This window comes from Drouetiella sp. (assembly GCF_059504425.1).
In genome coordinates this window covers 26,723-40,076 of record NZ_JCACIN010000039.1, presented here as the reverse complement: position 1 = coordinate 40,076, position 13,354 = coordinate 26,723, and the positions used below count along the sequence as shown (strand labels likewise).

The window sequence follows — 13,354 nt, the reverse complement described above, 5'->3', positions numbered from 1 at the left end:
GAGATTCTACAACCACAGGAGATTCTACAACCACAGGAGATTCTACAACCACAGGAGATTCTACAACCACAGGTTGCTCTGGATGGCTTTCTTCATAGTTCTCTAGGGTTTCCTTATCACGCTTGCGTCGAGCCTCCGTGCTTCCAACAGCTTCTTGAACAACCTTCGGAAGCTCAACAGAATTCCCTATGGTTGTCTCAGAATCTAGATCTGAGGGAATTGAAACTGGACTTTGGATAACGTAGCCAGCTGAAGAAGTTGAATCGGATGTTACAATAGGACTCTCAATAACCTGAGCCACCACAGGTTGAGAAGCCTGGTTTATAAACGGTTCAGTTGCGATTGCTGGAGCCGGATGAGGCACATTCACCACCTCAGATGCTTGAGCGACAAATGGGATAAAACTGAAGACTCCCGACGTGCACAGTAGCATAAACAAGCATTTATTTCTCATTTTCATCATTTCTGAAAGCGGTGCTAGCGGGATAATTTGCTTGTGTCGAAGGTAACATGCAGGTAAACACCACATTAACTAGAGCAATCCTGCAAAAAGTGGAAAATCTAAGGAGTTAAATACAAGTCGCATGCTATGGACTTCTGTAGTCTGTAGTCTACACCACGATTCCACACTAGGAGCGCAGGTAGATGTCCAGCAGGAGGATTTGTAAAGTTGGGTGTTTTACCATCCGTATATTTATATCGTTTAGCTGTTTGGTCATATTCCCAACTTACAGTCCACGCACCATCATTACTTTTCCATTCAATCTTTTTGTAATAGTCATCAGCACGCTCTCCAGCATCCTCCCTGAAAACTTTAATTTGGGCACTGAATCCTAGCTCATTGTCACTAGCCTTGCCCCAAAGTTCGTCAATTTTTTTAAATTGTTCACAAGGAAACTTTTGCCACTCCAGAGAATCAAAAAAGCCTTGCGTTTTTGACTTAGATCCCGAGATTTCCAGCATCAACTCATAGGTAATTCGATCAGCGTCCTCCCAACGTTTTGCAGTTAGGGCTTCGCCTAATTGGCTGTAGAGCGTAGCGACTTCGGGAGTACCAGATGTTTCAACTACGCTAGGGCTGGCACCTTCAGATGGAGCGGGACTGGCTTCCTTAGCTGGTTCAGAAGGGTTGGGAGAGGCAGAGGGAATTTGACTTGGGCTAATCGGCGGCGAGGCAGGAGAACTGCTACCTCCTAGAGATTGCGCAAGTATTGAACTTGTTGACTGATAGGACGGAGCAGCGATCGAACTTACACAAATTGAGCCAATGATACCTATGAGAATAAAGAAAAAACGATGTGCTTTCATGAATGATGAAACTCCTCGAAATAAAGATACCATAGCGCCATATCATGTACAAAATCACTTCAAATTAAAGAGGAACAGTCAATTTCATTTTGATCTACAGTCCACAATCCTTTGCCTTTCCAAGTCTCTGGTCATCGAAACTAATGTTTCCTTGTTGATCACTCCATAAAAGCATGGCCGGTAGATGACCAGCAGGTGGATTGTCAAAGTTAGGTTCTCCACCTTTACCAAACTTCGCTCTTCGAGTCTTATTATCAGGAGCCTGGAACTGCACTATCGCAACTCCATCTGAAGTTTTCCATCCAATAGTGTTGTGATATTTGCTTGCTCCTACCCGCTGATAGATCTGCCACTGAGTGCTGAAGCCTAATCTATTACTGCTTGCTTTTCGCCAAAGTTCATCAACTTTTCGAAATTGATCGCAGGGAAAGCTTTGCCATTCATTCAAGGCGAAGGAGCCTTTCTGGGTTGATTCAGAACCTGCAATTTTCAGCATCAGTTTGTAAGTCTGTTGATCGGCTTCTCTCCAATCTTTTCTTTGCAGAGCGGTTTGTAGCTTGGCATAGTCTGCCTGAAAGCGATCGGGTTTTACTTCTTGATTCGATGAGTCTTGTTGTTGAGGGCTTGAAGGGTCTGATTGTACAGACGCGGTCACTGTTTGGTTAGTCGCTAAGTCTCCAGGCAGAACACCTAATCCTAAAGTTTTACTTATCATTTGGCTTGCAACAAATCCGATAACAGTGATCGCAACTATTACTACTCCCCCTAATCCTAATACTAATCCCTTCCTGTTACTCTCTGGTTGAGCTTCAGATTCTCTAAAGAATTCTCTTAATTGGTCTTTAAAACTAGAATTAATCTTAGCTACCTGTTGGCTCGCCTCTATATCCTCCTTTTGAAAAACGGGTATGGAGTCAAGACTATATTTAGTCTCAGCTACATTAGTTTGTAGATCAGCAAATTTAGTTTCTTGTATTCTAGAGTCATTCTGTTCTGCATCAAAGGAAGCTACTTTAGTCTCGTAGATATCAGAAGTATTTTGCTCTGCACCAGATGCCACCTTAGTTTCCTGGACTCTAGAGATATCTTGAATTGCTGGAGTATCAGTAGCTGTAACCGTATCTGCTAGTTTTTGTAGATCTTCCTCTATTTTTGCCGCACTTGCATTTTCATTCGATTCAGTCGACTTAAAGTAACGATCGATTAGAAAAATTAGTGCATTTAGTGCCTCTGTCGCTGATCGATAGCGTGCCTTAAAGTAGTAGCGCACCATCTGGTTAAGAATAGACGCTAACTCATCGCTAACTCGTGCCCTATGCTGCCAAAGGATTTCTCCATCTGCATCTCGTTGCAATTCAGCTGGATTTTCACCTGTAAGTGCCTGAATTCCAATCATGCCCAAAGCATAAATATCGCTGTTTAGGTTAGGGCTACCCGCCTGTTGTTCTGGCGGCATATAGCCTTCAGTACCGATCGAAATCGTTCCCTTAATTTGAGTTTGCTCTAAGCTGTGGGAATCTCGTTGAATTTTCTGCTTAACTGCACCAAAGTCGATTAAGACTAGCTTATTATCATGCTGGCGTCGAATCAGATTAGCAGGTTTGATATCTCTGTGAATTACGCCCTGCTCATGAACAAATTTTAGAACAGTAAGTACATCGTTTAGCAGTTGAATCACCTTAACTTCCGACCAGCGATGCCCCAACGGCAATTCTGCGCTGAGAGGTTGCCCTTCAATGAATTCTTGAACCAAAAAAAACTCTTCATCTTCATCAAAGTAAGCCAACAGCCTGGGAATCTGATCATGGTGTCCCAACTGCTCTAAGGTTGCGGCTTCGCGGTTGAATAGAGTTTTGACAACTGGCAGGAGGTCAGGATCGGTAGAGGACTTTAGGCGTTTGACTACGCATATCGGCTCTCCAGGGCGATCAATATCTACCGCAGTGTAAGTTTCGCCTACGCCTCCACTCCCCAAAACACCTGTTACCTTGTAATGTCTACGCAGCAGTTTTCCAACGATCGACATAGCTCGACCTTCCTGAGTCGTTGTCACTTACATTGACTTACAATAGAATGCTCTTCTCAACTGCATTGGAGCAAGACTGAGGGAAGTAGCTCGTTTCATCTTGGAAGAGGCAAACCTTAAACAGATCTACCTCTTCCGACTCAGCTCAGGCATACAGCTCAAGCTAAGCCATTTTTGTCTCATTGCTTGCCTGACCGGAAGCTGCATTAAAGTAGGTGATTCGCACCTGCTCTAGTGGGTTCTTACCGATTGCGATGGTATCACCTGGTCTTAGCAAGTGTCCTACAGTGGTATCGACCCTATCGTAATCATCTACTAGCAATCCGTTGCGGCTAGCAACTTTGCCGTCACCATCAAAGATGCGATAGCTATCTCCTTCACGCTTCAGGATTGCATGCTGCCTAGACAGTACCTCCCAACTGGCTGGCATTTCAACATCTGACCATGCCGGATCTCGTCCGATACGGTGGGTGTCTTTATAGAGCGGCAGCTTTATCATTTCTCCTCTCCCTTCTAGCTCTATCCAAGCTTGAGCATTAATACTACTAGTTTTAGAAACACCCGTTTGAGCTGGCTTAGAGAAAGGTCTAACGTCACCTGAAGATTTTCTAGCTGTCTTAGGTTTGCGCCGCATCAAGGCGAAAATTAATCCTAAAACTGCGGCACCCGCGGCGGCAATTGCACCCCAAAAAGCAAAGTTTGGCTTACTAAACTGGTTAACTCTTCCCTTATTGCTTTCACTAATCAGTCGATCGACCTCTGAGTGCTGTGGAAAGAGATCCTTGACGACCTCAAATTTTTCTTTTGCGCTTGCATAGTCTCCTTGCCAGAAGAGTTCTAGACCACTTCGATACCATCCATCAATTTCTCCCTGGCTGTTCACTATATTTCTAGAGGTGAGCAGTTTCTGTACCGCTTTTGCAGGAATAGCCAGGGCGAGTTCTGAAGCATTAGAAGGCTGACCATCCGCAACTTCATCCTCATTTACATAGCGAATCTTATCTTTCTCTGTAGGAGTAATTATGCCAATAACTTCACCTTGCTCATTTAGAACTGGGCTGCCTGCGTAATAGCTTCCAGATGCAGAAATTTCAAATGCTGGGGAATTATCTGCTAGCTTCCTAGAATCGTTTGAAATCCTACCATCACTTACAGATGCTTCATAGGCTTCTGTATCTTTCAATGCTTTATTATCTTTAGCACCAACCGCATACCCTACTAACGTAACGTCATCTAGCCCAACCTTTTCAGATTCTCCAAACTTAAGAGAAGGAGCATTTTCCTTATCAAGCTCAATTTTAATAATTGAAGCATTTTTGGAGTCATCACTTGGAAGCTTAAACTCAAGCGGCTCTTGCCTTGATTCGGGGTTTGGCGAAGGTAAGATCACGTTTCTGACATGCTCAATTTTGGGCTTTATGTCAGGACGATTAGAATCAAAAGGAACTAGTTTTTTACCTTCACCAATCAATTGCTGCGTAAGCTCCTTTTCACAGTCTATGTCACTTATGATTCCATACGTTGCAATGTAACCATCGGGAGTGATAAAGAAACCTGAACCCAAAACACCGTAAGAGGCATAAGCATCCCCAATCCCATCAGTCCCACTAGGACCCTGGTAGAACGAAGGGAAGAAACCGAAACAACCGTTTACCACACGTACAATAGCTGGCTTCGTATAAGTTGCAAGCTTTTCACGTGCGTTTGGCTGAGCATTCTGCGCAACAGAGGGAAATTGAACAAGAGCCAGAGCTAGAGCAGTAAGTGAGATCCCTAGGTATCTAAGTATGGCAGGCATGATAAGACCTTCTTTAGATGCAGCTATTACGACAGTGTTGCAACCCCAAGCCTACTGAGAGCAGATATCCTGGAGCCTAGATTGCTCAAAGACCGAAACATTTAGTTCAATCAGACTTAAGCTAGCTGGATGAACTTGGGCTAATGCATCCGTCAGCTTATTTTGGTAGAAGAGCGCGAGTCTTGGGGGTACCTGCGCGGGCACTTCCAAAGCTGCTTCATCTGAGGCTACTGTCTTGATTAAATTCAGAAGTTAACTATACAGATCAATGGAACCGACCTCATACGAATCAATCGCTTTAGCCTTTGAACTCATTAGAGAACATTGCCATAGACTCACACAAACACATGCTTTAAACGCACAGCATCGAGATGATGCAGCTCCTCAAACAGGTACAGTTTTAGTGATCAGAATTATGCCTGATTTCTTTAAGACAGCTGAGAATATACTTAAAAACTTAATAATTGCTCTAGTTTGAGTACTTGAGAGTCAACTCAATGCGTTATGAATAGTACAAAGAGTCAAAGCACCAACACAACAGACTATAGATCAACTGTTTTAGTTATATAGGCTACTAAATTTTGCATTGGCTGTGGGTAGCTTTGCGAATTGAGTGAGACAGTATAAGATTTTAATGATCAAAGCTCAAATTTGAACTCGACTTTATCCATTTTGAATTAGAACCATTTTTGGCGGTGCGTGAATTGTAGGCAGGCTCTCAAACTTTTTCGGATGTCCGGCGCTTAACCAATATCAAGATAAAGTTTAGGAAAATCCGTCATGCTAGAAGCCCTGCTAATTGTGAGTTTCAGAAAATGGATAAAGTCGAGCTGAGAGGATGTCGGAAAAGATCCTAGCTTTGCTTTTAGGCGCCTCAGATCTCCCCTAACCCCTTTATTTAAGGGGGATCTTAAACGTTCAACTTCCTACTCTGGGACTTTTCAGATATCCTCTAAAAGCCGCAAATTAATCAAGCAGGTTATCCGAGTAGGTCATTGGCTCAAGTTTAGGTTTGCTCACGATTCTCATCACTTAGTAGCAAGGTAAAGATGGCAAAGGTCGCTTTGTTAGTTGGAGTTAGTGAATACGAACCGGGACTCAATTCTCTGCCCGGAGCTGTAAGAGACATTGAGGCAGTGCAGCGAGTATTGCGGCATCCAGAAATGGGCAGTTTCGATGATGTAAAAATGTTATCCAATCCTGATCCATTGGCGATGCAGGAGGCGATCGAGGCTTTATTTTTAGATCGCGCAAAAAATGATCTTATATTGCTGTTCTTTTCAGGTCATGGCATTAAGGACGAGAGTGGTATGCTATATCTCGCTACCCGCATTACCCGTAAACATCCCAAAGGTGAGCTGGTTAAAGCAACTGCTGTTTCTGCCAGCTCTATACATGATATTATGAATGGATCGCGCTGTAAGCGGCAGGTCGTGATTCTCGACTGTTGCTTCAGTGGAGCCTTTGCGGAGGGCATGAAAGCTAAGGATGACGGAGTTGTAGATTTGCAAACTCAGCTAGGGGGTGAAGGACGAGCCGTTCTAACTTCTTCAACCTCTACCCAATACTCCTTCGAGCAGCAAGGCTCAGACCTCTCAGTTTACACTCGCTACATTGTGGAGGGCATTGAGACAGGGGCAGCCGACACAAACAATGATGGTATTGTCTCAATTGACGAACTGCACGACTATGCTCGCAAGAAGGTTCAAGAAACTGCGCCTGCTATGAAGCCCAAAATCTATGCCGTAGAGGAGGGATTCAATATTCGTCTGGCTGCTGCGGCTGTGGGTGATCCCAAACTGCGCTATCGTCGAGAAATTGAACGCTTTGCTAGTCGGGGTGAAATTTCTTCTATCGGTCGCCGTGTCTTAGGCGAGCTTCGAGACAAACTGAAGCTCCTGCCCGAAGAAGTCGCTGCGATCGAAGCTGAGACATTAGAACCTTACAGAAAGTATCAAAAAAATCTGCAAGAGTATAGCCAAGCACTTTCGGATGCCACTCAACGTGAAACCCAGCTCAGTGGCTACACTCGTAACGAACTAAAGCGTCTACAAGAAGTTCTAGGGCTGAGAGATGAGGATGTAGAGCCAATTGAGTCTGAAATTTCCTCAAGGCAAGACATCAAGACAACTGAGGGAGAACAAAAGCAGATAGCAGAATGGTATGCCCAAGCTCTTATCTATTTGCGGGATGGGCAATGGGTAGAAGCCATTCAGTTGCTGGGTCAGATTAATGCCCAGCAAACTGGCTATAAAGATGTCAGTACTAAGCTACATGAAGCAAAACGCCAACAGCAGATCGCTGAGCTTACGGCCAAGGTGGAAGAGTCCTATGCCAGCCAAACTTGGGTTGAAAGCATTAAGCATCTTGAAGCAATCTTGGCGATCGACCCGGAAAATCAGAAGGTAAAGACGCGTCTTGATGATGCCAAACGCCAGCGGCAATTGGCTACTCTCTATGCTCAAGCTCGTAACTGGCACCGCGAACAGCAATGGCAGAGAGTTATTGATGTGTTTAGAGAAATTCGTGCTCTAGACACATCTTGCCCTGATCCAGATAATCTTCAAGAGCTAGCTCGACAGCGGTTAAGGGAAAAAGAGCGCCTCAACCAAGAGGGAAGAGTTGCTAAACTTCATAACCGGGGACAACTTTATATGAATGCTCAAGAGTGGCAAAAAGCAATAGAGGTTTTCGAGGAACTCGCCCAACTCAATCCGAACTACCGAGATACATCAGCCCTACTAGCAGAAGCTCAGCAAGAACTCAATCAGGGCAAACAAATGCTGCCTTTCATGGGGTTGATTGCTGCTGTCTGGGTAATCATTCTATTTCTTGCCAATCCTCTAGGTGATTCGGTGGCAGGAGGCATTGGTGGTTTGCTCACTGGATTAGCCATAGCATGGACAACGCAAGATGAAGCAGCAGATGTTATGTTGCAGCAGCTTTTGAAAATTCTTATGTTTGGCGTTGCTGGAGCCGTTGTAGGAAGTATTGTTTGGCTAATCATTCCAAACCTAGACAATTCCTCAATTCCAACAATAACTATTCCAATAGTTAAGGCCCTTATTAGTGCTGGTATAGGGATTTCAGCCCTACTTCTCTGGAAGCAGCTTGGTTGAATTACTTCAACACGCTAGTGGATTTCAGCAACAGGTCTAGAACATTACCTCTCCTAATAGCTTTGGAGATCTCAAAAGTTGAGTTCTGAGCCTATTGTAACTAGCCAAGCAAAACCTTGAAGGTAATCCCAGTCTGCTAGGGGGCAGCGAGTTGCATTTCATCTCATCACTTCAACTAGCAGTCTTACCATTGAGTTAGTACTTATTCAGAGCAGAGTATAAATTCTTGTATCAAAGCGGATTTTCTAAAGCACTGCAGTAGGCTACTATCATAGCCTACTGCAGTGCTTTAGGATTGGAAAAGTTTAGCAGTGAGTTCAGGGATATGCTGTACAAAAGATTGCGTAAACTGAATCAACCCACTTTCCTAGTTTTGCTTCGATGATTTCAACTGAAGAAGTGGAAAACTGATTAAATTACAAAGTTGATTATTCAACATTGAAAAGAAGTCGACGAACGTGGGTTGAATTTTTTCAGCCCGTTTTTCTCTACTGGCAAATCTGCTGATTATCAGACTGAGCTGAACCCGTTGAGAGCTCAAGATAATCCTTGACTTGAGTGCAGCCTTGCTCCACCAGTTGGTCAAAGTTCCATAACTTACTTACATCCCATATCCTGACGGTTTTATCAAACCCAGCAGTGGCTAACGTCTTGCCATCAGGCGTGAAGCTAAGATCTTTAACCTGATCGCTAAATCCAAGTAAAGTTCTGATACTAAGGTCGTCAATTGAATCGGGCTTTTTGAGTAAAGCCTGTATGGAATTGTTATCGACTCGCCAAAGTTTAACGGTTCTCTCTTCACTAGTAGAAGCAAGCAACTTACCGTCCGGGTTAAACTGGATGCGCCAAACTGCCTGTTGGTGACCAGTTAGAGTAGCAATGAGTTGTCCTTGTCGGCTCCATAGCCTGACTTTGCCATCCTCGCTGCCCGTTGCAAGAGTCTGTCCGTCTGGACTAAAGCTGACACTCAGCACTTCAGAGCCTTGATTAGGAATGGTGAGTATGTCCTTTCCATCCAATGCCCAAAGTTTGACAGTTCCATCACTACTGCTGGTAGCAATCATTTCAGGGCGGAAGGCAATTCCCCAAATACTCTGCTGATGAGCTTGAATCTCGCGAGGGAAAGGTCTGTCTGTACTCCAAAGGCGCAAGGTGCCCTTTGAGTCTCCTGCGGCGATCGTTTTCCCATCTGGACTGAAGCTAACCGCAAAATATTCTTGCTGAGTAAGCTTGGGACAGTTATTGCTGGCACAAGAGCTGAGTTCTTTGCTCGTTCGCTCTTTTAGATTCCAAAGCCGAACTGTTCGATCTGCACCGGCAGACACAAGTTTTTGACCATCTAGACTAAAACTAAGAGCGAAGATTCTATTAGTGTGCCCCTTCAATCTATGTTTGAAGCTCCCATCTGCATTCCATATGGCAATGGAACTGGTAATTCCAGCTTCTCCACCTGCCGCCGCAAGCATTTGCCCATCCGGACTGTACTTCACCGCCCACAGCGGGGTTTGTCCATCCAGGGCATCAGCTGGATTGCCTTGTAGACGCCACAGTCGAATGGTCTTATCCCAGCTAGCAGATACTAACGTTTTACCATCGCGACTTAAATCAAGTCCTGATACAACGCTAGTATGCCCTCGGAGAGTATTAAGTAAGGCAACACCGGGTGGCTCTCCTTGTTGAGCATGGAGCCGCCATAGTTTAATGGTGTGATCTTCACCTGCGGTAATGAGCGTTCTGTCATCTGAAAATCGGACTGCGCGTACGGGTCGCTCTTGATCGGGAAGCGATTTGAGCCGGAAGGTGTTGCCGTCTCGATACCAAAGTTTAATGCTGCCAAACTGACCCACGGCTGCCAGAACCTGCCCATTGGGGCTGAAATAAAGGTCATTTACCGGGGCTTTGTTATCAATCAGTTTTATTTGAAGTGCTTCATCTGGCTTCCACAATCGAATCTTTGAATCATTCCCACCGACTGCAATAGTTTTACCATCAGGACTGAAACTAACTGCTGAGATGCTACCCAGTTTCCAACTCTGGAGGAGCTTAAGGTTTTGCAGATTGAGATTCCAGAGTTGAAGTGTGCCGCTGCTTTCTCCAGCGGCGAGTGTTTCCCCATTAGGGCTGATGCTGATACTGGTTACGCTATTGTTATTTGACTGGCTTGCTGGTAAGGTTCCCAGTAGTTTTCCTTTGAGATCCCACAGCTTGATTGTTGTCTCACCTGCGGCCAATAGCGTTTTGCCGTCAGGCGTGAAACTGAGGCTGGTGATGAGTTTCTGAGCTGAGCCAAATTTAGCATCGGCAATGAGTTGACCATTGGATTGCGACAAATGGATAGTACCATCGGCACTGGCAGAAGCAATTAGTCCATCACGGCTGACGCTTACAGCCGTGACTCTGGCTTTATGTTCCTCAAGGCGATTGAATTCTTGAGCATCGTAGATGGGCTGTTGCAGCGCAAGCTGGGTTTGGTAGCGAGTATCACCATCGGGTGGAAAGAACAACTCTTTCAACTCACGTAATTCATGTGCAGATATAAGCGCCATCGAGAGGGCATCCAGTCCTTGATTCGCTGTCCAGCTCGCTCGGGCAGAGGCAGCATGTAATCGGACATCTCCCCGTTTTGCATTGCTGTAAGACCAAAATGCTGCTCCAGCCATTGCAGCCGAGAAAACGGCTGCTACTCCCAGAATTACACCGCTAATCCGAATGCGACGCTGAGCAATTCGAGCAGCATCTGCCAAAATTTGGTTCGCTTTTTTCTCGGCATCTAAAGCAATACGAGTCTGTTCTGCTTCAACTCTCTGCTGAGTTTCTCTCTGCTTGAGTTCTTCGCTGGCAGCCAGAAAACGATAGTCATCTGGATCAAGCTTCTTGCCGACGATCCATGCCTGTGAATCCTGTAAAGCTATCCCGCGCAGCAAACGGGATTCATCCCGGTATCCAGACTCAGTCCACGCTTTTAGAGCCTGATTATAGGGACGGACGGTGGCGAACTCATAATCGAGCCAGTCTTGATTGAAAATGGCGGCATAGATAGGATTGTAAACCTGTAACCGATCGCCCTGTCTAATCACCAGACCTGTGAGGAGAAGATCAAGTTGCTCGGTGCTACCGTTAGCTAGTAGCCCCTCGGGACGCAATACCTGCTGGTAGAGATCAAGTAATTGCCCGATTCTGTCACCGCTGTGGAGCAACAGCCGATCCTGCACAGTTTTTAAATGGGATGGTTCGTCTTGCGATGCCCAATGGTCAATTACTTTTGTTTGGACTAGAGCTTGCAGCCACACCGCTTCTTGTCTAGGAGGAATAGGAGTCTCGGCAGTGCTGACAAGTTTGCAAAGTCGCTGTGTTAGGAAAGGTTGCCCCCCTGACCACTCCAGGATAATTTGTAGCAAGCGATGAGGGTTATCTGTTTTGGAGGCGATGCCGGGAAGTAAAGGCTGGCTTTCCTCAAGCTGAAACTGGGTGAGTTGAATGCCGCGACCAATATTAAAGGGAGTCCGGCGCTTATCTTGAATCAGGTTGGCAGGACTGGCAACGCCAAGCAGCGTAAAGGTGAGACGACGGTAGTCGGGCTTGTCTGCACGATTGTTATAGCAGTCACGGATGACAGCAAAGAAATCATCAATATTAAACGGCAGGCTCAGGATGCTGTCAATTTCGTCAATGAAAATAACGATATTTTTAGGAACGAGCTTGAGCAGGATATCTTCAATGAAGCGAGAAAATCGTTGAACATTAGATAGGAGACTCAAGCTTGCCCACCAGTCCTCTAGATCGAAGCGATCGTATAAATCTAGGCTGCTGGTGATAGTGTCGATAATGCCTGCGTACCACTGCTCAGGAGTAATATCATCTGTGCCGATGCTGGTAATATCCACTGCTACACAGGCAATGCCTTCTCCCTGCAAGCGCTGCATAGTGCGTACCCGCAAGCTGGACTTGCCTACCTGACGCGAGGACAGAACATAGCAGAACTCTCCTGCCTTTAGTCCTTGATACAGATCTTCATCGGCTTGCCGGTAGACGTAGGTGGCTGCGTCTGTGGGTAGGCTGCCGCCGATTTGATAAGCATAGGTAGGAGAGACGGCTGTCATAGGAGATTTAAGCGATTGCCAGTTTACAAATTCTAGTTCAGAGATCCGTAGTTAGATATGACTGATAAAACGCAAGTTCTGTTTCTATTATCTGACTTGCTTTTCATTACTGTTCTTTATCTATACTTCCCTTAATCTGTTTTTTCCTATCTATACCTCTTTGCTGTTCGCATAGCTGACGCGTTTTGAGTCATCGACTTGCCATACCGCAAGACTGGTAATGTCGATCGCCACAGAGGCAATTTCTTCCTCTTGCAAGCGCTAGATGGTTCACGCTCGTAGCCTGGATTTGCCAACCTATTAGCACATACTCTGTCTGTTAAATTTTTAGCGGAAAAGCAAATTTTACTAGGGTTGGCACAGCAAAGTTCGCTTTTGAGATAGATTCTAGTATTGCCGTGAAATTCCTGGCTCTGGAGCTTGAGGCTCTGAACCTTGAGACTCCTGGCTCGGTTCCGCTAGCTGTGACTGAGAATCAATTTCTGAAGGAGGCTGATCAGAGTAATCTTCTAGTGCAGATTCTGGAATTATATCTGGCAAGATCATAACTTCTGGCTCAGATACGTCAGATAGCTCTGTTTGCGGTGCGTAGGGAGGTTCTGGAGTAGGTTCTGTTGGCAGGGGTTCCCAAGGTTCTGATATCTGAGGTTGTGAAATCTGAGGTTCTGGCATTATAGGTTCTGGCATTGTAGGTTCTGGCATCTGGGGTTCTACAGGATTAGGTCTTGACGGCTCAAGAGGTAGATTTTGGTCTCTGGAAATTCGCTCAATGATAGGGTCTGCGGCTGGAGTGGTTGCCTTTGACTTAGACTGGGGAGCTACATCATCTAAATCGACAGAACGATCGGGTTCTACTGCTACTGCTGGTGATGCTGGCTTTGAGGCTGGTGCCGGAGAAGCTTTGGGTTGAGTTTCTGTGGGAATTGAATTATCAGTTTGAGGGATTGAAGTTGTTGAGGAAGAACATGCGGCGATTGTAACTGTAAGTAGCAATACACTGAGT

8 protein-coding genes are annotated in these 13,354 nt (G+C 45.4%); 2 read left to right on the top strand and 6 right to left on the bottom strand.

Translation table 11 applies throughout. The features are described 5' to 3' along the window. The 4 genes from AC5JMP_RS08665 to AC5JMP_RS08650 form a co-directional block, all read right to left on the bottom strand. A partial coding sequence (locus tag AC5JMP_RS08665) for a hypothetical protein (protein WP_495851049.1) occupies window positions 1-433 on the bottom strand: 433 nt, incomplete at its 3' end. 128 nt (window positions 434-561) lie between these two features. Continuing rightward, the gene (locus tag AC5JMP_RS08660; protein ID WP_495851048.1) at window positions 562-1,308 is read right to left on the bottom strand and encodes a GUN4 domain-containing protein; all 747 of its coding nucleotides are present in this window, start codon (window positions 1,306-1,308) and stop codon (window positions 562-564) included. Between the two features lie 94 nt (window positions 1,309-1,402). Next, on the bottom strand, window positions 1,403-3,334 hold the full coding sequence (locus AC5JMP_RS08655; RefSeq protein WP_495851047.1) for a protein kinase domain-containing protein: 1,932 nt from the start codon (window positions 3,332-3,334) through the stop codon (window positions 1,403-1,405). A 163-nt stretch (window positions 3,335-3,497) separates the two neighbouring features. Continuing rightward, window positions 3,498-5,132, bottom strand: coding sequence for a trypsin-like peptidase domain-containing protein (locus AC5JMP_RS08650; RefSeq protein WP_495851046.1), 1,635 nt, complete (start codon window positions 5,130-5,132; stop codon window positions 3,498-3,500). 1,049 nt (window positions 5,133-6,181) lie between these two features. Between AC5JMP_RS08650 and AC5JMP_RS08645 the strand changes: the two genes are divergently transcribed. Then, window positions 6,182-8,251 carry a caspase, EACC1-associated type gene (locus tag AC5JMP_RS08645; protein ID WP_495851045.1) on the top strand — a complete coding sequence of 690 codons (2,070 nt, stop codon included), beginning with the start codon at window positions 6,182-6,184 and terminating at the stop codon, window positions 8,249-8,251. Between the two features lie 488 nt (window positions 8,252-8,739). Here AC5JMP_RS08645 and AC5JMP_RS08640 read toward each other — a convergent pair whose 3' ends face one another. Next, the gene (locus AC5JMP_RS08640) at window positions 8,740-12,351 is read right to left on the bottom strand and encodes a WD40 domain-containing protein (RefSeq protein ID WP_495851044.1); all 3,612 of its coding nucleotides are present in this window, start codon (window positions 12,349-12,351) and stop codon (window positions 8,740-8,742) included. Window positions 12,352-12,738: 387 nt separating this feature from the next. After that, window positions 12,739-13,053, bottom strand: coding sequence for a hypothetical protein (locus AC5JMP_RS08635; protein WP_495851043.1), 315 nt, complete (start codon window positions 13,051-13,053; stop codon window positions 12,739-12,741). A gap of 67 nt (window positions 13,054-13,120) precedes the next feature. On the opposite strand from AC5JMP_RS08635, the gene AC5JMP_RS08630 reads away from it, so the two are divergent. Continuing rightward, the gene (locus tag AC5JMP_RS08630) at window positions 13,121-13,261 is read left to right on the top strand and encodes a hypothetical protein (protein ID WP_495851042.1); all 141 of its coding nucleotides are present in this window, start codon (window positions 13,121-13,123) and stop codon (window positions 13,259-13,261) included. Window positions 13,262-13,354: the final 93 nt, after the last annotated feature.